This is a genomic window from Veillonella sp. Ser01, from assembly GCF_053850375.1.
In genome coordinates this window covers 617561-643319 of sequence record NZ_JBSPUA010000001.1, presented here as the reverse complement: position 1 = coordinate 643319, position 25759 = coordinate 617561, and the positions used below count along the sequence as shown (strand labels likewise).

The window sequence follows — 25759 nt, the reverse complement described above, 5'->3', positions numbered from 1 at the left end:
AAATAACAAGGAGGATATTATGGCAATTAGCAAAGAGATACAAAAATCTAGCGAAATGAAGTTTGATGGTAAATTAATTAAAGTTACTTATGATATAGCTGATGTTAATGGTAATGAAGCGTGGCGAGAGGTAGTTCATCATCCTGGCGCTACAGCGATTGTAGTTGTTACGGAAGATAATAAAATCGTAATGGAGCGCCAATTCCGTTATGCTCTGCAACAGCCTTTGCTTGAAATCCCAGCAGGTAAATTGGATCCTAATGAGGAGCCTCTAACTTGTGCTAAACGTGAGTTAGCAGAGGAGACAGGATATCGTGCTAACGAGTGGATTCCATTAGGTACTATTGCAACAAGTCCTGGTTTCTGTAATGAAGTGCTACATTTATATTTAGCAAAAGATCTCACTATGGGTGAAACTAATTGGGATCCAGATGAGTATGTAGAACTTGAGTACTTTACATTACCTGAACTACTAGAGGCTATTAAGAATGAACAAATTAAGGATAGTAAATCCTTAGCAGCCCTTATGCTTGCCATGCCGTACCTTAAATAGTATTACGTAATAGGAGGATATATGTTTAAACGAATTATCCTATTAGTTATGGATTCTGTTGGTATCGGTCACGCTGCTGATGCTGCAAAATTTGGTGATGAAGGTTCTAATACTTTAGGCCATATTGAATCGGTGGCAGGCCAGATTCATTGTCCTAATTTAAAATCTCTTGGCTTAGGTCGCATTGCTGATATTTCTGATACTGGTGAAAGCATTAAAGGTGCCTTTGGCTGCATGGCTGAGCTCAGTACTGGTAAAGATACGACTAGTGGTCATTGGGAGATGATGGGGCATCCCGTTACTGTTCCATTCCCAACCTTTTACGAAGGTTTTCCTAAAGAATTAATGGAGACTTTCACAAAGGAAACTGGCTATGGTTATCTTGGCAATGAAGTAGCATCTGGTACAGAGATTATTGAACGTCTTGGGGCAGAGCATATCAAAACAGGTAAGCCTATTGTATATACCTCTGCAGATTCTGTATTCCAAATTGCCGCTCATGAAGATGTGATTCCTATCGATGAATTATACCGTATTTGTCAAATTACCCGTGATAAGGTTTGCGTTGGCGATTATTATGTGGGCCGTATCATCGCACGTCCATTCGTAGGTGAGCTTGGCAGTTTTGTACGTACCTCAAATCGTCATGATTATAGTCGTATGCCAGAGAAAAAGATGGTACAACAAGAGTTACAAGATGCTGGTGTGCCAACAGTAGCAGTTGGTAAAATTGGGGATATTTACGCTCACGTAGGATGGGATGAAAGCTATCCAACAAAGACTAATTCACATGGTATGAATATGGTTCCATACTTACTTGGCTCCTCCTTTGAACGTGGTTTAATGATGGTTAATCTTGTTGAATTTGATAGCTTATATGGTCATCGCAGGAATGTAGATGGATACAAACGGGCTATTGAGGACTTTGATTACCAGCTTGGCGGTTTATTGGAATTACTAAATGATGATGATTTACTACTCATCACCGCTGACCATGGTAATGACCCAACTTGGAAGGGAACAGATCATACTCGTGAATTAGTACCAATTCTTGGATATAGTCCACGTATGGTTGGACCTATAGACCTTGGTGATAGAAAAAGTTTTGCTGATATTGGAGAAACCATATTAGAAAACTTTGGCCTAAAACAATGGGACATTGGAACATCATTCTTAGAGAAACTTAGTAAATAATTTTCTAAGATACTTTACAATTTTTAGGCTCAGAATCTATATTACTACCTATGTATGACACTGATATAATTTCAAAATAACAAAGATAATATGCTATAAATGAGATACTACCAGTTAAAAATAAATAGTTTTAACTGGTAGTATCTTTAAAATAGATAGTTGAATCATAATGAAAGACCAACTTATGTATATCATAGGTTGGTCTTCTTATATTGGTGCTGCATATTTTAAAATGATATGCTTATTTAATTATAGTAAGCCCTTATGTTCCATCATTTCTTTTATATTTAGTAAGGTGGATTTACAAACTACATCATATTCTAGTGTACTCAAGAAATCTGCAAATTTTCTATCATCTTCGTTTTTACAGTTTTCATAAGGAATTTTACCATTTTGTTGATATGGTTCTAGAATTCTATTTCGCCGATACTTCCAAGTATTATAATAAGGACCTTTAAATTTTGTCATAAAACCATTGCTATCGACTAATACAAAGCCTTCAGACTCATGATGTGAATTGAGTTCTTTATTTATGATGTTTGTCAGTTCGTCCATAGTATTTACTTGTTGAACTGTTTTTACAATAGATATCAACTGAGTGTCATATTTCTTAAGGATGGAGTCTAGTTCTGCTAGCCTTTCCCTAGAGAAGGATACATCAATATGTTTACCATTTACATCTAACGTATTTTGAATCATATCAAGTACATAAAGATGATCTTGGTCGTATTTAATAATATGTGTATCTTCTTGGCTGATAACTTCAAACATCATAGAACAGCTATTACGTTTTAATAATTCTTTAATTTCTTCTTGTAAACTTGTAGGCAATTTTTGGAATAAATTTTTAAACAAATCTACGTGCATACCTTCTGTAGTAGATTTAGACGCAAAGACTAATTCATCATTAATGACACCTAGAATAGCGAGGTATCCATTTTCTTTAGTTCGAATTTCTACAGGGAAGGAGAGAGTGTTAGCTAAATTATTTAACTCAGTTTCTGGTCGTTCATTGAGATTAAAGAATTTATTATAACTACGTAATTTTACATCTCCTGTCATACGATCTACAAATAATCCTCGAGCTTGTACTGTATTTTCATTCCATAATCGTTTGTGGAATACACGTGATGTAAAGTTCAAGGAATATAGGTTAGGGGAGCATTTTTTTACTTTTACTAATTTAGAATTACCTAAAATATTAATATCTTCATTTTGTGTGAAAATGACATGTTGTGTCATGTTTTGGTATTCATGGCGCATGTAATCTTTATCGTATACATCATTTTTGATACCATTTTTAGTAAAAGCATCTGCAGAAATATCAATGTATTTGAGTTCTCCACCAAACTCTACTTCTCCTTCTAAACAGAAGGAATATTTACCATCTGGAACACCACGATGACCATGAATTTGAATAAAGTTCTGACACATACCTTTTTCGTAATTATTATCATATATTTTAGCAATATCTGTTTCGTAAGCTCCAAAACCATTGATAAAGGTAGAGGTAGCTATAAAGGTCATGTTAGGTACATAGGAAAGACCAGCATGGGATACTAAATACTTTTTACCATGGAAGCTAAAAGGATAGCATTGACGAAGTGATTTATAAAAGAGACGTAATTCTCGTTGAAGTGATTCTACATCTTTTTTCGTCATATCTTTTACGATAGGTGCTACTACTTCTTTCATAAATCGCTTGGAATGATCTAACTTTGTATTGAATGCAAAGTTTGCAATATGTCGTTCGTGATTGCCTTCTAACATAATCGTATTTGGTAATGTGCTGAGGCGCATCATTTCGTACATCATTTCCTTATTTTCGATGCCCCGTTCCAAATAGTCACCGCAGAAGATATAAAGTTTTTTTTCATCCCATGGCGTGATAGCTTGTTGTAATGCGGTGTAACAGCCGTGAATATCACCGATGACACGCACTCGTTCATATCGATCCGTTACATTTACAGTAAAGTAATTATTGATTTCATCGATAGAATTTATTTTCCTACAAAATTTTGGTAATGTAGTTGTTTTAATCATCTTGTGCATGCGTTGTATAACTTGCTCAGGTACTCGTTTGTAATCTGTTCGTGTAGCATTACGAGCTAAACATTCTTCTAATGAGGTATCTGGTTCGTAGTAATATACAGTATATTTATATTTGTTAAGCAATTCTTTATATGCATTAACAGCTTTAGATGTAGTGTGGGTAGCATCTAAAACGATAAAGTCGCCATTGCTCATTCGTTTCTCTAAGCAATCTAGTAGGAGTTCCCAGGCCGGACCATTATCCTCTTGTGAAATATACCAGCCGTTTTCACCAAGGGAAGGGCTGCGTAATAGCATACGGAAATGATCGGCTTCTAAGGTGTAAGCCTCAAGATTGTTGTCACGAATCCACTGAGACTTACCACTAGCAGGAGCACCACGCATTAATAATAGTGTTCTCATAGTAATAGTCCTCTAATCTGCCCATAGGGCGTAATAAAATATAACTGTATAAAAAACGAAACAATCATTATATAAAAAATGAAAAAGGGCATAAAAAAACAGCCTCAACGGAAATCCGAGAGACTGTCTTACTTGCTTTTAAAATTATAAAGCGTTTACTTTAGCTGCAAGGTTGGATTTTTTGCGAGCTGCAGTGTTTTTATGAAGTACACCTTTGGAGGCTGCTTTATCAATTACGCTAGTAGCATGAACAAGTGCTTGTTTTGCTTCTTCTACTGCGCCTGCTTGAACAGCTTCTACGGTTTTACGACTTGCTGTACGGATTTGAGATTTTACAGCGGCGTTTTTCGCACGACGTTCAGCATCCGTTTTTACGCTTCTAATACTGGATTTAATGTTTGGCAATTGAGTCACCTCCTTAAAAATCGTTTCTTATACCTGAATGATTATATCATACCACATATTGATACGCAAGGACTTTTCAGCCCAATATTTTCCTTGTTAGTATGAAGTATAAAACATTTTCTACTGTTCTTTAACTATAGCATATAAGTCAGTTTTATGAAATCAAGATTATTAATATATTTGCTAGCGTTGTAATTAGTTAATTATTTTGATTTTAAAAGTTAGTTAGCTCCCTTATGTTATAATAAAGGATAGAATTAAGCGAGGTGTATTATGAAAAAATTAATGATTATAGATGGCAGTAGTTTGTTATTCCGTGCATTTTTTGCGTTACCACCGTTGAAGTCTGCTTTGGGGACTCCAACGAATGCAGTGTATGGTTTCTTAACAATGCTCATCAAATTGTATGAAGAAATTAACCCTGATTATATTGCCGTAGCTTTTGATAAAGGTCGTCAGACATTCCGTACTGAAATGTACAGCGAATATAAAGGCAATCGTCCAGATGCACCAGAGGATTTACGTCCACAGTTTAGTCTTATTCAAGATGTATTAAAAGCCTTAGGTATTTGTGTTATTGAAGAAGAAGGCTTTGAAGGGGACGATATCCTAGGATCTTTAAGTAAGAAATTTGGTACACCAGAGATGGCGGTTCAAATCATTACTGGTGACCGCGATAATCTGCAGCTCGTTACAGAGCATAGTCACGTATTCTTAACTAAAAAAGGTATTTCTGACATGTTAGAGGTTACTCTTGATAACATGGAAGAACTCTATGGCTATGGTCCTGATAAGGTTATCGAAATGAAAGCCCTTATGGGTGACTCCTCTGATAATATTCCAGGTGTACCAGGTGTAGGTGAAAAAACAGCCCTTAAATTGATTACAGAATACGGTGATCTTGAGTCCGTATATGACCATATCGAAGATATTTCCGGTAAGAAATTAAAAGAGCGACTCGTAGAAAATAAAGACTTAGCGTTTTTATCTCGTGAATTGGCAACCATTAAGACAGATATGGATTTATCTTATAAAGTAGAAGACTTTGTACAAAATTTCCATACCTCTGAGGTACATCCTCTATTTGAAACATTAGGCTTTACTAAATTAACACCTCGTATCGTACAAGTAATGGGCGGAGAGGAAGCCGATTTTGGTGATCCTGGTTCTTTATTTGCCCCACAAGAGGAAATTTCTCTAGATGATTTAGCAGATGCTAAGGCTTTAACCTCTGAGTTCTATACAGATAAAACGGTGGCAATACATGTTGTATTAGATGGTAAAACTCCATTTAGAACAGTAACGAATGCGTATGTATCTAATGGTGATACTATTGTAAAAACAGATGATACTAAAGCTGTATTAGCTGTTTTACAAGGTGCAAATGCTATCGTTACTACTCAAACTAAAGAAATTATTGAAGCCTTTGGTGAAGATGCGCCAGCTGAGATTTCTTTATTTAATGACGATACAACAGCTCGTGTTCATGATATGTCTCTTCTCGGGTACTTGTTAGATCCTACGCGTACTAACTATGGTTATCTATATTTAACGGAACGTTTCTCCGTGCCAAGCATTGCTAGTGGTAGTGTAGATGTAGAATGCGTGTCCATGGTGAAAGCTTTACTCGCTATGAACGAAGTAGCTTGTGAATCTGCACGCCGTGAAGAGCTTTGGTCTCTATATGAAACAATTGAGTTACCATTGATTCATACTTTAGTAGTAATGGAGAAAAATGGTATTTACATTGATACAGAAAAATTAGCTGAAACTACGGCTCGTTTTAAAGAGGAACTAGCGCAAGTACAGCAAGAGATTTACGATATCGCAGGGGAAACTTTCAACATTAACTCGCCTAAACAATTAGGGGTTATCTTGTTTGAAAAGATGAACTTGCCAATCATTAAGAAAACTAAGACTGGCTATTCTACAGATGCAGAAGTACTTGATATGCTTCGTCATGAAAGTCCGATTGTAGAGAAAATCTTGGCATACCGTTCTGTAGCCAAGCTAGTATCTACGTATTGTGAAGGATTGGCCGTCCTTATTAATGATAAGACTAAACGCATTCATACGACCTTTAATCAAATGGTTACGGCTACAGGTCGTTTGAGCTCCTCTGATCCAAACTTACAAAATATTCCTGTCCGTACTGAAAAGGGTAGAGAAATTCGTGCCTTATTCTATCCAGGTGCAGGATACGATACTTTGGTGAGTGCCGATTACTCTCAAATTGAGTTGCGTATCTTGGCTCACTTGTCTGGCGATGAAGCTTTAATTAAAGCCTTCGTTGATGGCAAGGATATTCACCGTTTTACTGCTGCGGAGGTACTAGGAAAATCTCAAGAGGATGTTACGAGTGAAGAGCGTTCCCATGCGAAGGCGATTAACTTCGGTATCATTTACGGTATTTCTGACTTTGGCTTGTCTCGTGACCTTGGCATTACACGGGGTGAAGCTAAGAATTATATAGATTTATACTTCAGCCGTTATCCTAAGGTTAAAGAATATATGGATCGTATGGTGCAAGAGGCTCATGAAACTGGTAAGGTTCGCACTATGTTCGGCCGTCAACGTGAATTGCCTGATATTAACAGCCGTAACTTTAACCGTCGCTCCTTTGCAGAACGTACAGCCATGAATACACCAATTCAAGGTACTGCGGCAGATATTATTAAGTTGGCTATGAACCAAGTAGAGCAAAAGCTAGAAGAAGAAAACTTTACATCTCGTCTTTTACTACAGGTACATGACGAACTTGTATTAGAGGTAGTAAATTCTGAATTAGAAGCAGTAGAAGAATTATTACGTACGACTATGCAATCCGTTGTGGAATTACATGTTCCTCTTATTGTAGATGTGCACCATGCTGAGAACTGGGCATTGGTAAAATAGTTTACATATTAATATTAAATGTTGGAAGATATATATGTTTAAAATAGGATTAACTGGTGGTATTGCATCAGGCAAGAGTACTGTCCTTACCTATTTTAAGGACAAAGGAATACCTTATATCGATGCAGATATTGTCGCTCGTGAGGTAGTAGAGCCTGGTACTGAAGGTTTAAAAGCAATTGTGGATGCCTTTGGTTCTAATGTATTGCATGATGATGGTACATTAAATCGTGAAGTATTAGGCGCTATTGTCTTTCACAATGAAGAAAAACGACAATTGTTAAATGGATGTCTAAAAACACATATTCGCAATCGTATTTTGGAACTAACATCTCAATATGAATCGGTTAATACACCGATTTTAATCTATGATATTCCATTACTCATAGAGGGGGAATGGTATACCATGATGGATGAGGTTTGGCTTGTTTATGTAAACGAGCCTACTCAGATAGATCGCTTAATGAGTCGCAATGGATATACCAGAGAGGATGCTTTGGCTCGCATCAATAGTCAAATGCGTCTTGACGATAAACGAGCTTTTGCAGATCTAATTATTGATAATAATATTACTCCTCAGGCTTTGATTGCACAATTAGATACAATTTGGCGTAAGCATCTAGAACCGCTTTTACAAAAAACTCAATAATTACAGTACATGTGTCAAAATTGGTATATAAAAAATAGTATTAAATGGTATAATAAGCCCATGAAATTTAGTATTATAGTATCCTAGCATTTGATATAGCTAGATTATGGTAAATATTATAGAAATTATATGTAGAAAGGGGGATATATGAAACGTGCAACGGCAACGGCGTTATCGTGCGTCGTACTTGGGTGGTTTTATTTTACTCATTTAGATGATCCTTTAGCGCGTCAAGTGGCGTACCCCTTTAACTATAGAGATGTAGTGATGGCTGCAGCTGAGAAGGAACAGGTTCCACCATCCTTGGTGGCTAGTGTTATCTTAGCTGAAAGCAAATATAAGAATACTGCTGAGTCTGAAACAGGTGCTCTTGGATTGATGCAACTCATGCCAGATACAGCACGTTGGGTTGCTCAACAAGTTGGTCATGGTAATTATACAGATCGTCAGCTAAAAGAGCCTGAAACAAATATTGAGTTAGGAACATGGTATCTAGGCCATTTGTTAAAAGAATTTAATGGCGATGAGGTGCAGGCATTAGCGGCGTATAATGCGGGACGTGGCCATGTTGAATCCTGGCTTAATGAGAATAAATGGAATGGCATGGTTGATACTATACCATTTCCAGAAACACGTAGCTATGTAAAAGCTGTTTTACAGTATCAACAGAAATATGAGGCATTATATGGAAACGATTATTGAAGCTTGTAAAGCATTAGATTATTCATGGTTGCCTCAGCAGATTGAGGGATTTAACTTAGTAGCATCCAATGAATCTAATTACACTGCGCTACTTGAACGCCTTACAGCAGGTGAAGAGGTATTAAAGGTACCTATTTTCCATTATCAAAATGATCTAGGGTGGCGATGGTCTGCCTTATATGATAAAGAGGTAGAGGACTATACGGTTCATATTGAAATGCCACTCTTTTCTTTTGTGGATATTTCCTTTGTACGGGCTGATTTAGAGTCGTTCTGGAAGGGGTTACAAGATCGATGTGTCAAAGGTTTAACTAATATGTTAATCGAGCCAGCGAATAACTTTACCTTTACGTATCGTCGCCGAGGAATACCTGAATGGGATTTTTCCGAGGTCATGCCTAAAGAATTGGAAGGTTTTATATGTGATGTTGATCCAGCTCACGGAATTCGGATGATTAATGGTTCTTTTATTATCGGTGAATATCGTAAGATGGATGAATGTACTGGATTATTGCTATATTATAACGAATTACGTGATGAGTACTTTGCAGAGCTTCGTTATAAAAACTATCCTGAAATAGACCATCATTTAGATGCTAAAAATTTAGTTGATTTAACCGCTGTTCTTCGTGAGCACCTAGGTCCTATATTAAAAGGGTTAAATGAGCGTGTTGACTAATAATTGTAAAGTGTGACTATGCTATTTTTTGAGTTATTTTATATTTATATGAAATAATCTAAGTGGGAATGTTTGGTTAAAGCCCATAAGAAAGCGTAGAATTTGTATATACACAGTAAATGTGATATACTATATATGACTTTTATATAAATCTTTTAAAAGAGTGGGCTTATGTCCACTCTTTCATTTATGATTAGCCTAATTTTAAGGTGTTTGTAATCAAGAGATATATACAAGATGTAGTAATAAAGGAGGCGATGGCTATGAAGAGAGAAGCAGTAGAGGAATTTGTATCCTCTGTAGTTGAAGGTATTATAGCCGGCACCGACATGGAACTGGTCGATGTAGATTACGTTCGTGAACGCGATTGGTATTTACGTGTCTATCTCGATAAACCAGGTGGTGTAGATTTGGATGACTGTCAGTTGGTTAGCGAAAAACTAAGTGCCGTGCTCGACGAAAAAGATCCAATTACGGAAAACTATTTATTGGAAGTATCTTCTCCAGGCCTAGATCGAGTTCTTAAGAAGGATAAGGATTTGGTTCGCTATAATGGTCGTGATGTTGATATCCAACTATTTAAACCGATTAATGGCAGTAAGCAATTTACTGGTGTATTAGAAGGTTTTACAGACACAACTATCGATTTTACTATCAATGGTGAAAGCATGACATTCGAACGGTCTGCCATTGCACAAATTCGATTACATCTTGATTTTTAATATATGGAGGCATACGAGTGAGTCAAGAATTAATTCAAGCGGTAATGGTGCTTACAAAGCAAAAAGGTTTTGCTCCTGAGGTTATTTTTGAATCCTTAGAGGCTGCATTGTTGCAAGCATATCGCAAAGAACCAACATCTAATCCAGATGCGTACGTTGTGATTGACCGTGAAACAGGCGTTTACAAAGTAATGGCTAAAAAACAAGTAGTGGAAACTGTGGAATTACCAGAAACAGAAATTAGCTTGTTAGAAGCGCGCAAAATTGACAAACGTTTTGAAATTGGCGACGTAGTAGAAGTAGATGTTACTCCAGCTAACTTTGGCCGTAGTGCTGCCCATACTGCAAAACAAATGCTTATTCAACGTTTGAAAGAGGCTGAACGAAGCGTAGTATACGAAGAATACTATAGCCGTGAAGGCGATATCATTACTGGCGTTATTACACGTGTTGAAGGTAAAAATGTATTTATCGATTTAGGTAAAACAGAAGCAATCTTGCCTCCTACAGAGCAAATTGCTACAGAAACATATCGCGAAGGAGATCGTATTAAATGCTATATCGTAGAGGTTAAGAAAACTACGAAAGGGCCTCAAATCATGATTTCCCGCACACATCCTGGTTTATTAAAACGCCTCTTTGAATTAGAGGTACCAGAAATTTATGAAGGTGTGGTAGAGCTTAAATCCGTAGCTCGTGAGCCAGGTATGCGTTCTAAGATTGCTGTTTATAGCCGCGATGAAAATGTTGACCCAGTAGGTGCTTGCGTAGGTCCTAAAGGTCAACGTGTACAACATATCGTTGATGAGTTACATGATGAAAAGATTGATATCGTTAAATGGGATGAAGATCCAGCAATTTATATCGCAAACTCTTTGAGTCCAGCAAAGGTTGTATCTGTTGATATAAGTGAAGAAGAAAAATCCTCTTACGTTGTAGTTCCTGATTATCAATTATCCTTAGCAATTGGTAAAGCTGGTCAAAATGCTCGATTAGCAGCCAAATTAACTAACTGGAAAATCGATATTAAGAGTGAAACTCAAGCAGCTGAAGAACCTTTTGCAGGTTTTGGCAATGCTGAGGATGGAGAATAGTCATGAAACCGAAATCCCAACCTATGCGCACCTGTGTAGGATGTGGTGAGCCAAAGGTAAAACGTGAATTGATTCGCGTAGCCTTGAGCCCAGACGGTAACATTAGTATTGATCGCACTGGTAAAGCACCAGGACGTGGAGCCTATCTATGTGAATCCATGTCGTGCTTTGAACAAGCCTATAAGGCAAAACGATTAGAACGGTCATTAAAGCATAGTGTATCGAAAGAGATATACGAAGCGTTACAACGTGATTTACAAGAGCATGAGTAATCACTGATATACATGAATGAAGATAAAATTTTGAATCTCTTAGGTTTAGCACAACGAGCAGGTAAGGTTATTTCCGGTGATTTTATCGTAGAAAAGGCTATAAAGAGAAAGGAACCAAAATTGGTACTTCTCGCTAGTGACTGTGCAGCCAACAATGAAAAGAAATATACTCAATTAGCAGAAACACATCAGATTCCACTTCATAGTATTGCCAATAAAGAGGTGTTAGGAACAGCTATTGGTAAAGAAGTTAGGGTAGTAGTCGCCGTACTAGATGATGGGTTTGCAAAGGCAATAGTAAAAGAGATTGATCGATAATAAGGGGGTATGTAGATGTCCAAAAAGCGCGTCCATGAAATCGCCAAAGAGTTCGGCGTAGAAAGTAAGCAGGTCATTTCTATCTTGCAACAACATAATATTAATGTTACGAAAGCAGTGAATTCTGTAGATGATTCAGGTTATGATATTGTAAAAAAACAATTAGGTAAGAAATCTGAAGCACCTAAATCTACACAAAAGGTAGAACAAAAATCTGCTCCGACAGCAGCACATAAACAAGAAGCTGCACCACATAAACAACAAAATCCAAATCGTTCTAAGGAACACAAAAAGGATAATTACAAACAAGGTGGTCAAAAACAAGACGATCAATCTAAACAAAATGACCATAAAAAGGGCAATGTACGTCATGTACAAATCTCTGAACCTACACGTAAATCCGAAGGTAACCAACAATCTGGTGACCGCGCTAACAACCGCCCTAACAATAATAATCGCAATAATGACAACCGCAATAACAATGGTCGTCCTAATGATGCGCGTAATAATGATAATCGCAATAACGATAATCGAAACAATGATAACCGCAATTCTAATAACAATGATCGTCGTAACAAGAAAAATAAAAAAGGCGGTAACAACCGTCCTCAATCCTTGTTATCTACATCTATGCAAAAGAAAAAGAATCGCGTAAAACATCGTAATGAACAGTACTTACAACAAAAAGCTGAGGCTGAACGTAAGGCTGAAGCAGCGATTGCTACGGAAATCGAATTATCCGGTCCTTTAACAGTTAAAGAATTAGCCGAAAAAATGGGCCGCGAAGTATCTGAAATCATCAAAAAGTTGATGCTTTTAGGTGTTATGGCTAGCATTAACCAAGAGGTTGACGTTGATACTGCTACAATTGTAGCTGAAGAATTTGGTGTAACTGTAACAGAAGTAGAACCTGAAGAAGATCCTACTGATATCATCGAAATTGAAGATGCACCAGAAACATTAAAACCTCGTCCTCCAGTTGTTACTATCATGGGTCACGTTGACCATGGTAAAACATCCTTGTTGGACGTAATTCGTCAAACTAATGTAACAGCTGGCGAAGCAGGTGGTATTACTCAACATATTGGTGCTTACCAAGTTCGTTATAACGACAATAAAATTACATTCCTTGATACTCCTGGCCATGAAGCGTTTACAGCTATGCGTCTACGCGGTGCTAAATCTACAGATATCGCGGTTCTCGTTGTAGCTGCTGATGATGGTGTAATGCCGCAAACTATTGAAGCCATAAACCATGCTAAATCTGCAGATGTACCAATTATTGTTGCTATCAACAAAATGGATAAACCAGGTGCTAACCCAGACCATGTTAAACAACAATTGTCTGAACATGGCCTTTTACCAGAAGAATGGGGTGGCGATGTAATCATGGTTCCAGTTTCTGCTAAACAAAAACAAGGTATCGACGACTTGCTCGAAAATATCTTGCTCGTAGCAGAAGTTATGGAATTAAAAGCGAACCCTAACCGTAAAGCTTACGGTGTAGTTATCGAGGCTCAACTTGATAAAGGTCGTGGTGCTGTATGTACCGTATTAGTACAAAAAGGTTCCCTTCGTGTAGGTGACACTGTACTTGCTGGTACTGCTTATGGTAAAGTACGTGCCATGACAAATGAACGCGGCGAAAAGGTAAAAGTAGCTCGTCCTTCTATGCCAGTAGAAATCCTGGGCTTCTCAGAAGTTCCACAAGCTGGTGAAATCATCAATGGTATGGATGATAACGAAGCACGTGCAATCGCAGAAAAACGTATTGCTAAACAACGCGTTCAAGAATTGCAAGCTACTCACAAAGTTACATTGGATGATATCTTCAACCAAATTCAACAAGGTGAGTTGAAAGATCTTAATATCATCATTAAAGCAGACGTTCAAGGCTCTGTAGAAGCATTACGTCAATCCTTGGAAGGTATTAAAAATCCTGAAGTACGTATCGTTATCGTTCATGCTGCAGTAGGTGCTATCAATGAATCCGATATCATGTTGGCTTCTGCATCTAATGCCATCGTTATGGGCTTCAATGTACGTCCTGATGCTAATGTACGTCGCGCTGCTGAGAATGAAAAAGTTGACCTTCGTACATATCGCGTAATCTACGATGCTATTAATGACGTTGAGTCTGCGATGCGTGGTATGTTGGCGCCTCAATTCAAAGAGGTTGTCGTTGGTCGTGCAGAGGTACGTCAAGTTATTTCTACACCTAAAGCTATCGTTGCCGGTTCTTATGTAACAGAAGGTCGTATTACTAACGATTCTGAAGTACGTTTGATCCGTGATGGTATTGTTGTATTTGAAGGTAAGGTTGACTCTTTACGTCGATTCAAAGACGAAGTAAAAGAAGTTAAAACATCCTTCGAATGTGGTATCTCCTTAGAAGGTTACCGCGATATCAAGGAAGGCGACGTAATTGAAGCGTACTTGATGGAAGAAGTTGCACCTCAAATATAGGAGGTTTATATGAGTGACGTTCGTGTCAGAAAATTACAAGAATTCATCAAACAAGAGGTAAGTCAAATGTTGATGCGTGGATTGAAAGATCCTCGCATCGGCTTTACTACTATTACCGATGTTCATGTAACCGGTGATTTACGAGAGGCTACAATTTACGTTTCCTTGTTTGGTTCCGATAAGGAAAAAGAAGATACTCTTATCGCTTTAAAGCATGCAGCAGGCCATATTCGTACTGAGCTTGGCAAAGTACTTAAGTTGCGCCATATTCCTTCTATCACATTTGATAAGGATACGTCTTTAGACTATAGCATGCATATTGAATCCCTTTTGAATGAAATCAAAAAGGACGAAGAAAAAAATTAACACAAAGGATAGAGAACATGAGTAAGATTACTATTAATCAATTACATGTGGCTCTGTGTGAAGCTAATTCTATTATGCTAACCGTCCATGTTAGACCCGATGGTGATGCTATCGGGTCCATGGTGGCCTTTTACGAAGCTCTTGTAGGGCAAGGTAAAACTGTATATATGGTAGTGGATGATGTAGTTCCTGAAAAGTACTCATTCTTACGATATACGGACCACATCCATGATGTAGCGTATTTTGAAACAAATCCTGTTGATATTGATATGCTAATGGTATTGGATGCTAGCACGTATGAGCGAATTGGCAAAGTAGGTGCACTATGGAGTGCACCTATTTTTAATATAGACCACCATATTTCTAATACGGAGTTTGCGGATCATCTATATTTAAAGCCTAATTTTGCTGCTACTGGTGAAATTATTACCTATTTATGTACAAAATGGAATTGGCCTATCACTGAGTCTATGGGCACTGCATTATATATGGCTATTGCTACAGACTGTGGATTCTTTAAGTTCAGTAATACCACAGCCAATACTTTAGAAATGGCTGCAAAATGTGTAGCAGCTGGTGCTAGACCTAATGTTATTTCTGAAACGATTGAAGCTGTGTCTGCCATTCGTCTTGAATTAACAAAACAAGTTATGCAAACTATCGAGTTTTACAAGAATAACACAGTGGCTACAATCGAGTTGAATCGTGAAGCTATGACAATTCTTGGGGATGATACGGATGGTTTTGTAGATATTATTAGAAACGTCGATACTGTTGATATAGCTATTTTATTAAAAGCTGAAGCTGATGATAGAACGCGAGTAAGCTTGCGTTCTAAAGGAACCGACGTGAATGCTATAGCTAGTAACTTTGGCGGTGGCGGACATATTCGAGCTTCCGGTTGTATCATTAATTTACCATTACAGGAAGCAAAACAAGCTCTTATTGAGGTGATTAAATAATGGATGGCGTTTTACCATTTTTAAAACCTCCTGGAATAACAAGCCATGATGCTGTTGCTATTTGTCGCCGCATTTTAAAAGAGAAGCGTATAGGACATAGTGGTACTTTAGATCCTATGGCATATGGTGTATTGCCAGTATTTCTTGGTAAGGCTACGCGACTTATTGAATACACTGATGGTTTTGATAAAACCTATGTGGCAGAATGTAAATTTGGGACTTTTACAGATACTGAAGATAGTTCAGGTGAACCAGTATTACCTGATAATGACATGGTATTGCGAGATGGCGTTCTATTAAATGAATTGTCTCAAAGTTCAGAACTTGCTGATGCTATAGTAAAACCAACTTTTGAAGAATTAGTCAATACATTGAATACGTTCTCTGGAGTTCAAAATCAGAGACCATCAAAATATTCCGCTATTAAAGTAAATGGTATTCGTGCTTATGAATATGCCCGTAAAGGTATTCCTGTAGAATTGCCATTACGGAAAATTCATATAAAAAATATTGAGCTTGTAGCGTATGGCTTTCCATATTTTACAGTTCGTGTAACATGCTCTGGAGGCACTTATATTCGTTCATTATTACGTGATATATGTGTTTCATTAGGTATACCAGGAACGATGACATCTTTGGCGCGTACTCAAGTAGGGCCCTTTGATATTGGTTATGCAAAAATGGCTGAGGAACTGATGATTCATGGTGAAAGCCTATTGTTACCAACGGATACAGCAGTTTCACATCTTTCAAAAGTAACGGTAAATAGTGTACAATTAAAGATGATGGTTCAAGGTAAACAATTATCTATTGATAGTGAATTTTCCTATACCGAACCAGATCATTATTATAGAGCCTATGGTCCTAATGGATTCATTGGTATTATGAAACGAACAAACCACACATTAAAGGTGGAAAAAAATATTTTTATTGAAGGATAAGTATGAAGCAATTACATTCGTTTGATGAACTACGTCAAATCAAAGATACAAAAGTATATGCCCTAGGTACCTTTGACGGCATTCATCGAGGTCATCAACGAGTTATACGGAAGGCTGTTGAAGAAGCTGCACTAGTTAATGGTGTTAGCATTATCATTACCTTTGAACATCATCCGTTGACAATTCTACATCCAGAACGTGTTCCTAAGAGGGTTATTCAAGAAGAGGTTATGGATACCGTTCTTGATGATTTGAATATAGATTATATTTTGCGATTACCTATGAATGAAGAATTACTTCAAATGAGTGCTGATGAATTTTTAGATGCTCTTTGTACGGATATGAATGTTCAAGCCATCGTAATAGGTGAGAATTTTACATTCGGTGCAAAAGGATTAGGTAATCCTACATATATGAAACAAGCATTGGCTGATAAGCATATACAAGTCCTAGTACAGCCTTTATTGCCTTGTGATGGTCTTAGTACACCTATTTCAAGTACTGAAATCAGAAAAGCGATTCGAGAAGGGCGTTTAGAAGATGCCACTCATTGGCTTGGTCGACCATTTCAATTTAAAGGGACTGTTATAAAAGGTGATCAACGAGGTCGTACATTAGGATTTCCTACTTTAAATCTATTACTTCCTAATGAAATGGCTACACCTCCAGATGGAGTGTATGCTAATCGCGTGTGTATTGATGGCATTTGGTATGATGGGGTAGGTAATATTGGGGATAATCCTACATTTAAAAATCAGTACCATAGATGCGAAGTACATCTGTTTAACTTTGACCAAGATATATATGGAAAAGTAGTCCTTGTACAATTTATTTCCTATATTAGAGGAGAAGTTAAATTTAATAACTTACAAGATCTTATTGATCAAATGAAGGTGGATGAAGAACAGGCTTTAGCTATTTTGGCTAATGCATAATAAGGGGGTTCTCATGGATATTAAAGAAGCTCGTAAACAAATAGATAGCATTGATGCTGTATTAGTCGCTGAATTTGAAAAAAGACTATCTTTAATCAAAGAAATTGGTAAATATAAAGATGAACATCATTTACCCTTAGTAGATGAAGCGCGTGATGAAAGTATTGTTGCATTGCATACTGCAAATTGCAAAGATAAAACGTTATCACCGTATGTTGAAAATTATATAAAGACTGTTGTTTCTATGAGCAATGAGTTTTTAAAAGAGCATATGCATAAGCATATTTTTCTCATCGGTATGCCAGGAGCTGGTAAGACTACAGTTGGTAAAATGTTAGCCAAAGAATTGGGCCGAGACTTTTACGACTTAGATCAAACAATTCAAGATAAAGTAGGGAAATCTGTACAAAATATTTATATTTATGATGGTAAAGATGCTTTCAGCGAGTATGAATACAGTACAATTAAAGAACTAATTCATAATAAGCCATCTGTTATTGCTACCGGTGGTGGTACTGTTACCTATGACAAAACAGTAAAGTTAATGCGCAATAATGGTCTTGTTGTATTTGTTAACCGCGATGTAAATCATATACTAGATGATTTGGATCTTGAAATTCGTCCACTTGTAAAAGAAAGTATCGAGTATATCTTTAATGTATATGAAGAACGATACCCTTTATACGAAGAAGTGGCTCATATCAAGATTGGCAATGAAGGTAGCATTACCGATGCGGTACAAGAAATTATTGAAGCCCTACCTAATACGGAGAAATAATGGACGCTATACGAGGATTTGTGTACCGAACTATATATGAGAATACACAACGTACGTATTGCGTGTTTGTCCTTAAGGATTATAATGAGGAATACATTACTTGTACTGGTAAATTTGAGTCTCCTAAAGAGGGGGAAGATATCGAAGTTCGCGGCCGTTATGTAGAACATGAAAAATATGGTCGACAATTTGATGCTACTAGTGTAGAGAAGTTAAAACCTGACAATATGGGTGCTGCAAAGACCTACTTATTGAACTTAGGGATTAAAGGTTTTGGTGAAAAGTCCGTAGAAAAGGTACTTGATTATTTTGGTATTCGTATATTAGAAATTTTACGACAGGAACGTCCTGAAGAAATTAAGTATGTTCCTGGTCTTCGAAAAAGTGTTAAGGATGAACTATTTAATACGTTACTTGGTGAAGGTATTTTGTCCGATTTAAATCACTTTTTTGAAAGTCATCATATTTCATCTAAATGGAGTCGAACGGTATACACTTATTATGGTGTTCAGTCTGTGGCTGTTATTGAAGATAATCCTTATACTTTGTTACGTGTTGCACCAGATATGCTCTTTGGTACGGCTGATACACTGGCGGAACATTTAGGTATTACTGGCAGTGACTCTCGCCGTTTAGAGGCTGGTTTAGAATGGATTTTACGCAGTTTAGATAATCAAGGTCATACTTGTTTGCCCGTAGATCAACTTATTGGCCGTTTAGATGATCTGTTACAAACTGATGCAGATGATATTGCTAACTTTATTGAAGGTCTTTTGGAGCAAGGTGCTTTATATAGTACTTATTATGAAGATATCTTATATATTTACCCTCCAGAAATGTACGTGTCTGAAGTAGAAAGCGTTCATTATACAAAGGATTTTTTATTAGAGGCAGATCCAATTTCTCTAGATATTCCAAGTTTTATAGAGAAATTTGAAGCAGATAATCACATTACATTTGGTGATGCTCAAAAAGAGGCTATTCAGTTATCTTTCTTTGAGAAGTTTTCCCTCATAACCGGTGGTCCTGGTACGGGTAAAACGACGATTATAAAGGCCCTAGTAAAAGGCTTTCAACTTGGTGGCTTGGGGCGCATTATTCTATGTGCACCTACGGGGCGTGCTGCAAAACGGCTTACTGAGGCGACTGAGTTCGAAGCAACAACGATACATCGCTTATTAGTACCTGTTCAGGGCAGTGATTCTTATGATTTTACTAAGAATGAAGATGATCCTTTAGATATAGATGTTATCATCATTGATGAAGCATCTATGCTCAATGTACGTTTATTCTATTCGTTAATGGCAGCTATTCCAAAGGAAGCTCATGTTATTATCGTAGGTGACGTAGATCAATTACCGCCTATTGGAGCAGGCTTTGTATTAAAAGATTTGCTCGATAGTGACTGTGTGCCTTATACGCGACTTAACCAGATTTATCGGCAAAGTTCTGGTAATACTATTGTAGAAAGCGCCTATGCTATTAACCGTGGTGAAATGCCAAAACTTGATAGTCTAAGTGAAGAGTTTTCCTTTATACCTGTTAAGTCTTACGATATGATGATGAAAGCTATCATAGATGTATATAAGCGAGAACAGGAGCATATTGAGGATGAATTAGATATTCAAATTATTTCTCCTATGCGACGTGGTGAAGCTGGAAGTATACTCATTTCTCAGTATGTACAACAAGCAGTTAATCCTCCAGATAGTTTAAAAGGGGAAGCACGCGTTAATGGTATTACATACCGTGTAGGGGATAAAGTTATCCAAATCCTCAATGATTATGAGTTAGAAGTCTTTAATGGTGAGATTGGAATTATATATGCCATTACACGGACCGATATTTGTATCCGATTTATTCATAAAGAGGTTCGTCTACCTATTGATGAAGCACATATGATTATGCCAGCTTATGCTATTACGGTTCATAAGAGCCAAGGTAGTGAGTATGGTGTGGTTATCATTCCATTTGTTCCACGTTATGGTGGTATGTTGCAACGTAATTTGTTGTATACTGCTGTTACACGAGCTAAACGGAAGGTTATTATCGTTGGTACAACGAGCGCTATAGAACGTGCTGTACGTACTGTAAACGGTGATGAACGATATACATTGTTTAAAGAACGACTACAAGGGAGATGTGATTCTTAATGAGTCTTTGGGATTTCCTATTTCCACCTGTATGTCCTCACTGTGGGGCCTCTGTAGCAACACAAGGGGATTGGTGTAAATCTTGTTTTACTGATCTACTGCATATTCGTCATGTACCAAACAAATTTCTACATTATGTAGAGGATGTATGTATATTGGCTGAATACCGTGGTGGTTTAAAGTCAATAATTTACGATGTAAAATTCAACGAAAAAAAGGAGCAGTCCAAAGGGGCTGCTCCTTTTTTAGCATCGTACAACCTTTACATGAAATATGATGAGTTTCATATTGTTAATAGTAAGTGCTCTGTTATTTATGATTATATTATTCCTGTTCCGTCTAGCGAAAGGAAAAAATCTAAGAGAGGATATAACCAAGTTGATTTATTTTTTATCAAGTGGGCTAAATCTTTACAAAATATAGATAATAAACACTTTGCTTGGTTAGACTGTTTATACAAATTTGATACTTCTAATGATATGTGGGCGTTAACGAATAAGGAACGACATCAAAATATTGAGGAGGCCTTTGTCATTGGTGCTAACTATCAAGATATTGAATTAAAGGATAAGACAATACTTATAGTAGATGATATATATACTACAGGGGCTACGATTGAAGCCGTAGCAAAGGTCATTAGAGCATATAAACCTTGTAAAATTGATGCATTAACATTAGCTAGTGGTAGTTTTTAAGTATATAAAAAAAGCGTTCACCTTATGGTGAACGCTTAATCATGAGACTAACCAAGAACATCGATAAATGCTTTTACTACATCTGGATCGAAAAGGGAGCCAGACGCACTAAAGAGTTCTTCTTTTGCTTTAGCTTTAGTTTTTGCCCAAAATTCAGTAGAAGGATTCACTGTCGTATCGTAATAATCTGCTACAGCGATAATTCTAGCTCCTAATGGGATATTAGCACCACGTAAATGTTTAGGATAACCAGAGCCATCCCATTTTTCGTGGTGATAACGAATATAAGGCAAGATTTGTTGACAACATGGGTAGTTTTCAATCATATTGGCACCACTAGCAGCATGTTGTTTATACTTGGACATTTCTTGCTTGTTAAGATATGGAGATTTTTGAATTAATGCATTAGGTACCATTAATAGCCCTACGTCATGAAGTAAAGCTGCGTGGCGAATTTGCTCAATTTCATTTAATGGTAAACCCATCTTAGCAGCAATACTAACTGCATAGTTTGAAACTTGGATAGAATGAGTGTATAGATGATAGCTCTTCATTTGTATCATTTGTAAGAGCTGAGCACTAATGGCTTCTAAACTGTCCTTCTCCAGTTCGTACAACCCTGATGGTTGCATTAATGATAACATAAACATAATAAACCCCTTTAACTAACATGTAGAACATATGGTACAACCCCTCGTACTTATGTTCATATCGTACAACTTTAGGCCGTTCTTATTTAATAGTATACAAATTATACACCATAAATAATATTTTGTGTATGATACGTATGTTCTGTTATACATGTTGTATTCATATTTAGCATACTAAAAATAATTGACATTTTAGGAATGCACTAAATATAGTACCTTGAAAAATTAATTTTATAAATATTAAAATAATATGAAGAATATTTTAGGTTTTCTATTACAATTTTCTATACATCGGAAAAAATGGGTTGCAAATTTCATTCTCATTTCAATGAGAAATAAACGTTAATATGTTCGACAAAGATACAAGTTTTGTAGATTGTATTAAATTATATATCTTCGTAAATCTAGACATGAATTATGTTATTCTTTATAATACGTCTATACGGGTCTGTGGTTGAAAGTCGATGCCAGTCGCAGGCAAAACGATCCACATAAGCAACCCAAGGGGTTGTGAGCATGGTGCGGCTTAGGTGTAAGTCCTGCCGGTAAAACCGAGAGGAGTAGTAGTGGGGAGTCTCGGACTTATGAGCGAACCTTCCAGCAGGCGAGTGTGGGGGCAAAGACCAGGTCAGCCGTATACGGGCACATGAGGCTTTTCTCATGTGCTTTTTTCTTTTTATACATCTGTATATTAAAAAATCTATAGAAAACCACTAACTATGGGAAAGTTTTTATACATTAGTGTTATAATTATACATTAAGTGTATAAAAATAAAATACAAATATAGTGATTTATTGATATTAATGAAATTTATATACAAAATTGTTGACATAATTATACTAAGTGATATACTAGTGTAATAAAAATAGTTAGTTTAGTGAACGAGGATGATTTGATGTTAAATAGGAAGTTAAAAAAATTAATCATTGGTGGTTGTATGTTAGTAATGGCTGGTACTGTAATTGGCGGTTGTGGAACTTCTACACAAACAACTTCTAATAAATTAATCGTTGGTACTAATGCCACATTTGTTCCATTTGAATTTAAAGATGAAAAAACTCAAGACTATACAGGCTTTGATATTGATCTTATTCGTGCCATCGGTAAGCGTATCAATAAAGATGTAGAGCTTAAGAATGTTGCCTTTGATGCTTTAATTCCAGCGTTAAATACACATGATATTGATGTAGCAGCATCTGGTATGACTATTACAAAAGCTAGAAGTGAAAAGGTGTTATTCTCTTCTCCATATTATGAAAATGCACTTGCTGTAGTATATAAAGATGGTGCCAATATTACATCCCTTGATAATCTTAAAGGTAAAAAGATTGCTGCTCAATTAGGTACAACTGGTGCTGATTTAGCTCATAAAATTGAAGGTACTACTGTAAAAGAGTTTGACCATAGTAATGAAGCTTTGTTAGAATTACAAAATGGCGGTGCTGATGCAACTGTAATTGACTTGCCGGTAGCTCAATATTATAGTACTAAACATCCAGACCAACATATTAAATTTATGGCATATCCAAATACGAAAGAATATTTGGGCTTAGCAATCAATAAAGACAACAAAGACTTGCAAGAACAAATTAATAAAGCAATCGCCGATATGAAGGCCGATGGTGAATTTAATACATTATATAAAAAATGGTTTAATGTAGATGCACCAGCTGATATGCCAGTAGTGTTAGAATTTAAATAATAGGAGAGATTATGAGTTTTAATTGGGGGTTAATTGCGGATAATTTACCGCTTTTATTACAAGGTGCACTTGTAACCGTTGAAATTACAGCCATGTCTGTAGGCTGTGGTTTCTTTATCGGTCTATTAGTTGCCATAGCAAATTTATCTAAATTTACTGTAGTTAGATTATTAGCAAAATGCTATGTAGATATCATTCGTGGTACACCACTATTGGTACAAATCTTCTTGATTTACTTCGCATTGCCAATGATTACTGGACAACGTATTGATCCATTTATTGCTGCTGTTACTGCATGTAGTATTAACTCTGGTGCTTATGTATCTGAAATCTTCCGTGCTGGCATTCAGTCTATTGATAAAGGCCAAATGGAAGCGGGGCGATCTCTTGGTTTGACTTGGGGCCAAACTATGCGCTATATCATCATGCCGCAAGCTTTCAAAGCAATTATTCCACCATTGGGTAATGAATTTATTGCTATGTTGAAAGACTCCTCATTGGTTTCTGTAATTGGTTTCGAAGAATTGACACGCCGTGGTCAACTAATCATTGCCAAAACATATGCATCATTTGAAATTTGGGGGACAGTTGCTGTTATCTACCTTATTATGACAGTAACAATTTCACAATTGGTTGGTTACCTTGAAAGGAAATATAGCATTAAATGATTAAGTTAGAAAATGTACATAAATCCTTTGGTAAAAATGAAGTATTAAAGGGCATAGATTTACATATCGAAAAAGGTCAAGTTGTAGTTATTATTGGTCCATCAGGTTCTGGTAAAAGTACAGTATTGCGTACTATGAATTACTTAGAAGAGCCTACATCTGGTAAGGTCATTGTAGATGGTATGGATCTTTCAGATAAATCTAAACTTAATGAAGTCCGTACGGAAGTAGGAATGGTATTCCAAAACTTTAATCTTTTTCCACACATGACTGTAATGGAAAATCTGACCTTAGCACAAACTAAAGTCCGCAAAACATCTAGTGATGAGGCTAAAAAAATTGGTCAAATTTTATTAGATCGAGTAGGTTTGAAAGATAAAGCAAATGCTTATCCTGACTCATTATCTGGTGGTCAAAAGCAACGTGTTGCTATAGCTCGTGCTTTAGCAATGAAACCAAAGGTTATGCTCTTTGATGAGCCTACCTCTGCATTGGATCCAGAAATGGTTCGCGAAGTTCTGGATGTAATGAAGTCTCTAGCCGAAGAAGGTATGACGATGGTTATTGTTACTCACGAAATGGGCTTTGCAAAAGAGGTTGCGGACCGAGTATTATTTGTAGATGGTGGATTAATTCTTGAAGATGATACTCCTGAAAAAGTATTTGATGCACCAACAAATGATAGAACAAAATTGTTCTTATCGAAAATTTTATAATAATAATTTCTAACATAAAAGGAAGTAAATTCTGTTTACAGAGTTTGCTTCCTTTTTTGACTATTTTTAAAGTTAACTGAATTTGTACATATTAGATTTTATGATATATGAATCTATTTATATCTATTAATATATTTGATAACTTGATGTCAATTCATTCAATTAGCCCCTATAAATAAGCCATTCTAGGTATTAATTAATCTATGAAATACGATTATTGCCATAAATATTTGTGATATATAAATATTTTATACATACATATCTTATGACAATAATTTTTAATTCATATAATTTTATGATTATAAAATTATGCAATAAATTAATATGTTGTTCGTAAATATTTATAACGTTGATAAATCAAGGGTTTTATGTGATTTTTGTAGGGTGGGATACAAATAAGATATATTTGTATATTCATTAAAAGTGTTAATATTATTGTTTGATATTTTATACATGCTGTGTTATGATACAAGTGTAGTGCAAGACAGTAAGACAATATATATATTTTTAGGAGGATGTTACCATGTTAGGTAAAGTAAAATGGTTTAGCGCAGAAAAAGGTTATGGTTTTATTGAACGCGAAGACGGTAGCGATGTATTCGTACATTACTCTGCGATCCAAGACGAAGGTTTCAAATCTTTGACAGAAGGTCAAAATGTAGAGTTTGATATCGTTGATGGTAACCGTGGCCCTCAAGCTGCTAACGTTGTAAAAGCGTAATTACATACCAAAAAATACATAAAAGCAACATATAATAAAACTCTGATATCGCACGATATCAGAGTTTT

The 25759-nt window shown here is 36.4% G+C and carries 25 protein-coding genes; 22 read left to right on the top strand and 3 right to left on the bottom strand.

Translation table 11 applies throughout. The annotated features are described in order from the left end of the window. Nucleotides 1–19: 19 nt before the first annotated feature. Both ACWTVK_RS03055 and ACWTVK_RS03050 read left to right on the top strand, forming a co-directional pair. Nucleotides 20–553, top strand: a complete 534-nt coding sequence (locus tag ACWTVK_RS03055; RefSeq protein ID WP_195186035.1) for an NUDIX hydrolase — start codon at nucleotides 20–22, stop codon at nucleotides 551–553. A gap of 21 nt (nucleotides 554–574) precedes the next feature. Beyond that, entirely contained in the window at nucleotides 575–1747 is a 1173-nt protein-coding gene (locus ACWTVK_RS03050; RefSeq protein ID WP_456045890.1) for a phosphopentomutase, read from the top strand. A gap of 249 nt (nucleotides 1748–1996) precedes the next feature. On the opposite strand, the gene ACWTVK_RS03045 is transcribed toward ACWTVK_RS03050, so the two are convergent. Further along, nucleotides 1997–4201: an RNA ligase gene (locus tag ACWTVK_RS03045; protein WP_456045889.1), complete on the bottom strand. Its 2205-nt coding sequence runs from the start codon at nucleotides 4199–4201 to the stop codon at nucleotides 1997–1999. Nucleotides 4202–4345: 144 nt separating this feature from the next. Continuing rightward, nucleotides 4346–4606, bottom strand: coding sequence for a 30S ribosomal protein S20 (gene rpsT, locus ACWTVK_RS03040; RefSeq protein WP_009351773.1), 261 nt, complete (start codon nucleotides 4604–4606; stop codon nucleotides 4346–4348). Nucleotides 4607–4879: 273 nt separating this feature from the next. Between rpsT and polA the strand changes: the two genes are divergently transcribed. From polA to ACWTVK_RS02960, 16 genes are all read left to right on the top strand, one after another. Further along, nucleotides 4880–7501: a DNA polymerase I gene (polA, locus tag ACWTVK_RS03035; RefSeq protein WP_456045888.1), complete on the top strand. Its 2622-nt coding sequence runs from the start codon at nucleotides 4880–4882 to the stop codon at nucleotides 7499–7501. Nucleotides 7502–7535: 34 nt separating this feature from the next. Next, nucleotides 7536–8150 carry a dephospho-CoA kinase gene (gene coaE / locus ACWTVK_RS03030; RefSeq protein WP_456045887.1) on the top strand — a complete coding sequence of 205 codons (615 nt, stop codon included), beginning with the start codon at nucleotides 7536–7538 and terminating at the stop codon, nucleotides 8148–8150. Nucleotides 8151–8297: 147 nt separating this feature from the next. Then, nucleotides 8298–8852, top strand: a complete 555-nt coding sequence (locus ACWTVK_RS03025) for a lytic transglycosylase domain-containing protein (RefSeq protein WP_105094289.1) — start codon at nucleotides 8298–8300, stop codon at nucleotides 8850–8852. Next, nucleotides 8836–9531 (top strand): hypothetical protein, encoded by a 696-nt coding sequence (locus tag ACWTVK_RS03020; RefSeq protein ID WP_456045886.1) that lies wholly within the window; start codon nucleotides 8836–8838, stop codon nucleotides 9529–9531. Before ACWTVK_RS03025 ends, ACWTVK_RS03020 begins: the two co-directional genes overlap by 17 nt. Before the next feature lie 263 nt (nucleotides 9532–9794). Continuing rightward, on the top strand, nucleotides 9795–10253 hold the full coding sequence (locus ACWTVK_RS03015; RefSeq protein ID WP_105094291.1) for a ribosome maturation factor RimP: 459 nt from the start codon (nucleotides 9795–9797) through the stop codon (nucleotides 10251–10253). Between the two features lie 17 nt (nucleotides 10254–10270). Continuing rightward, complete coding sequence (gene nusA / locus ACWTVK_RS03010; protein ID WP_456045885.1) at nucleotides 10271–11347, top strand: transcription termination factor NusA; 1077 nt, start codon at nucleotides 10271–10273, stop codon at nucleotides 11345–11347. A 2-nt stretch (nucleotides 11348–11349) separates the two neighbouring features. Next, nucleotides 11350–11619, top strand: a complete 270-nt coding sequence (gene rnpM, locus ACWTVK_RS03005; RefSeq protein WP_105085510.1) for an RNase P modulator RnpM — start codon at nucleotides 11350–11352, stop codon at nucleotides 11617–11619. 12 nt (nucleotides 11620–11631) lie between these two features. Continuing rightward, a complete protein-coding gene (locus ACWTVK_RS03000; RefSeq protein ID WP_105094293.1) occupies nucleotides 11632–11937 on the top strand; it encodes a L7Ae/L30e/S12e/Gadd45 family ribosomal protein in 306 nt (101 codons plus the stop codon). 15 nt (nucleotides 11938–11952) lie between these two features. Further along, complete coding sequence (gene infB, locus ACWTVK_RS02995) at nucleotides 11953–14403, top strand: translation initiation factor IF-2 (RefSeq protein WP_105094294.1); 2451 nt, start codon at nucleotides 11953–11955, stop codon at nucleotides 14401–14403. Between the two features lie 9 nt (nucleotides 14404–14412). Next, nucleotides 14413–14769 (top strand): 30S ribosome-binding factor RbfA, encoded by a 357-nt coding sequence (gene rbfA, locus ACWTVK_RS02990; protein ID WP_005386857.1) that lies wholly within the window; start codon nucleotides 14413–14415, stop codon nucleotides 14767–14769. Between the two features lie 17 nt (nucleotides 14770–14786). Next, entirely contained in the window at nucleotides 14787–15731 is a 945-nt protein-coding gene (locus ACWTVK_RS02985; RefSeq protein WP_456045884.1) for a DHH family phosphoesterase, read from the top strand. Next, entirely contained in the window at nucleotides 15731–16672 is a 942-nt protein-coding gene (locus tag ACWTVK_RS02980; protein WP_456045883.1) for a tRNA pseudouridine synthase B, read from the top strand. The genes ACWTVK_RS02985 and ACWTVK_RS02980 overlap by 1 nt, the downstream gene beginning before the upstream one ends. A 2-nt stretch (nucleotides 16673–16674) precedes the next feature. Next, a complete protein-coding gene (ribF, locus tag ACWTVK_RS02975; RefSeq protein WP_456045882.1) occupies nucleotides 16675–17607 on the top strand; it encodes a riboflavin biosynthesis protein RibF in 933 nt (310 codons plus the stop codon). Between the two features lie 13 nt (nucleotides 17608–17620). After that, on the top strand, nucleotides 17621–18385 hold the full coding sequence (locus ACWTVK_RS02970; protein WP_105085516.1) for a shikimate kinase: 765 nt from the start codon (nucleotides 17621–17623) through the stop codon (nucleotides 18383–18385). Next, the gene (gene recD2, locus ACWTVK_RS02965) at nucleotides 18385–20538 is read left to right on the top strand and encodes an SF1B family DNA helicase RecD2 (protein WP_456045881.1); all 2154 of its coding nucleotides are present in this window, start codon (nucleotides 18385–18387) and stop codon (nucleotides 20536–20538) included. Before ACWTVK_RS02970 ends, recD2 begins: the two co-directional genes overlap by 1 nt. Beyond that, a complete protein-coding gene (locus ACWTVK_RS02960; RefSeq protein ID WP_456045880.1) occupies nucleotides 20538–21233 on the top strand; it encodes a ComF family protein in 696 nt (231 codons plus the stop codon). Before recD2 ends, ACWTVK_RS02960 begins: the two co-directional genes overlap by 1 nt. A 47-nt stretch (nucleotides 21234–21280) precedes the next feature. On the opposite strand, the gene ACWTVK_RS02955 is transcribed toward ACWTVK_RS02960, so the two are convergent. Next, a complete protein-coding gene (locus tag ACWTVK_RS02955; protein WP_004693025.1) occupies nucleotides 21281–21883 on the bottom strand; it encodes an HD-GYP domain-containing protein in 603 nt (200 codons plus the stop codon). A gap of 896 nt (nucleotides 21884–22779) precedes the next feature. Between ACWTVK_RS02955 and ACWTVK_RS02950 the strand changes: the two genes are divergently transcribed. The 4 genes from ACWTVK_RS02950 to ACWTVK_RS02935 all read left to right on the top strand — a co-directional run bounded on the left by ACWTVK_RS02950 (nucleotide 22780) and on the right by ACWTVK_RS02935 (nucleotide 25691). Then, nucleotides 22780–23586, top strand: a complete 807-nt coding sequence (locus ACWTVK_RS02950; RefSeq protein ID WP_456045879.1) for a basic amino acid ABC transporter substrate-binding protein — start codon at nucleotides 22780–22782, stop codon at nucleotides 23584–23586. An 11-nt stretch (nucleotides 23587–23597) separates the two neighbouring features. Then, nucleotides 23598–24254, top strand: coding sequence for an amino acid ABC transporter permease (locus ACWTVK_RS02945; protein ID WP_024066676.1), 657 nt, complete (start codon nucleotides 23598–23600; stop codon nucleotides 24252–24254). Then, the gene (locus ACWTVK_RS02940; protein WP_024066677.1) at nucleotides 24251–24970 is read left to right on the top strand and encodes an amino acid ABC transporter ATP-binding protein; all 720 of its coding nucleotides are present in this window, start codon (nucleotides 24251–24253) and stop codon (nucleotides 24968–24970) included. Before ACWTVK_RS02945 ends, ACWTVK_RS02940 begins: the two co-directional genes overlap by 4 nt. 523 nt (nucleotides 24971–25493) lie before the next feature. Next, nucleotides 25494–25691, top strand: a complete 198-nt coding sequence (locus ACWTVK_RS02935; RefSeq protein ID WP_005386847.1) for a cold shock domain-containing protein — start codon at nucleotides 25494–25496, stop codon at nucleotides 25689–25691. Nucleotides 25692–25759 lie beyond the last annotated feature (68 nt).

Bases quoted from the DNA above. Each gene is read 5' to 3' on its own strand.
- ACWTVK_RS03055 (WP_195186035.1), top strand. From the start codon at position 20: ATGGCAATTAGCAAAGAGATACAAAAATCTAGCGAAATGAAGTTTGAT.
- ACWTVK_RS03050 (WP_456045890.1), top strand. From the start codon at position 575: ATGTTTAAACGAATTATCCTATTAGTTATGGATTCTGTTGGTATCGGT.
- ACWTVK_RS03045 (WP_456045889.1), bottom strand. From the start codon at position 4,201: ATGAGAACACTATTATTAATGCGTGGTGCTCCTGCTAGTGGTAAGTCT.
- polA (WP_456045888.1), top strand. From the start codon at position 4,880: ATGAAAAAATTAATGATTATAGATGGCAGTAGTTTGTTATTCCGTGCA.
- coaE (WP_456045887.1), top strand. From the start codon at position 7,536: ATGTTTAAAATAGGATTAACTGGTGGTATTGCATCAGGCAAGAGTACT.
- ACWTVK_RS03025 (WP_105094289.1), top strand. From the start codon at position 8,298: ATGAAACGTGCAACGGCAACGGCGTTATCGTGCGTCGTACTTGGGTGG.
- ACWTVK_RS03020 (WP_456045886.1), top strand. From the start codon at position 8,836: ATGGAAACGATTATTGAAGCTTGTAAAGCATTAGATTATTCATGGTTG.
- ACWTVK_RS03015 (WP_105094291.1), top strand. From the start codon at position 9,795: ATGAAGAGAGAAGCAGTAGAGGAATTTGTATCCTCTGTAGTTGAAGGT.
- rnpM (WP_105085510.1), top strand. From the start codon at position 11,350: ATGAAACCGAAATCCCAACCTATGCGCACCTGTGTAGGATGTGGTGAG.
- ACWTVK_RS03000 (WP_105094293.1), top strand. From the start codon at position 11,632: ATGAATGAAGATAAAATTTTGAATCTCTTAGGTTTAGCACAACGAGCA.
- infB (WP_105094294.1), top strand. From the start codon at position 11,953: ATGTCCAAAAAGCGCGTCCATGAAATCGCCAAAGAGTTCGGCGTAGAA.
- rbfA (WP_005386857.1), top strand. From the start codon at position 14,413: ATGAGTGACGTTCGTGTCAGAAAATTACAAGAATTCATCAAACAAGAG.
- ACWTVK_RS02985 (WP_456045884.1), top strand. From the start codon at position 14,787: ATGAGTAAGATTACTATTAATCAATTACATGTGGCTCTGTGTGAAGCT.
- ACWTVK_RS02980 (WP_456045883.1), top strand. From the start codon at position 15,731: ATGGATGGCGTTTTACCATTTTTAAAACCTCCTGGAATAACAAGCCAT.
- ribF (WP_456045882.1), top strand. From the start codon at position 16,675: ATGAAGCAATTACATTCGTTTGATGAACTACGTCAAATCAAAGATACA.
- ACWTVK_RS02970 (WP_105085516.1), top strand. From the start codon at position 17,621: ATGGATATTAAAGAAGCTCGTAAACAAATAGATAGCATTGATGCTGTA.
- recD2 (WP_456045881.1), top strand. From the start codon at position 18,385: ATGGACGCTATACGAGGATTTGTGTACCGAACTATATATGAGAATACA.
- ACWTVK_RS02960 (WP_456045880.1), top strand. From the start codon at position 20,538: ATGAGTCTTTGGGATTTCCTATTTCCACCTGTATGTCCTCACTGTGGG.
- ACWTVK_RS02955 (WP_004693025.1), bottom strand. From the start codon at position 21,883: ATGTTTATGTTATCATTAATGCAACCATCAGGGTTGTACGAACTGGAG.
- ACWTVK_RS02950 (WP_456045879.1), top strand. From the start codon at position 22,780: ATGTTAAATAGGAAGTTAAAAAAATTAATCATTGGTGGTTGTATGTTA.
- ACWTVK_RS02945 (WP_024066676.1), top strand. From the start codon at position 23,598: ATGAGTTTTAATTGGGGGTTAATTGCGGATAATTTACCGCTTTTATTA.
- ACWTVK_RS02940 (WP_024066677.1), top strand. From the start codon at position 24,251: ATGATTAAGTTAGAAAATGTACATAAATCCTTTGGTAAAAATGAAGTA.
- ACWTVK_RS02935 (WP_005386847.1), top strand. From the start codon at position 25,494: ATGTTAGGTAAAGTAAAATGGTTTAGCGCAGAAAAAGGTTATGGTTTT.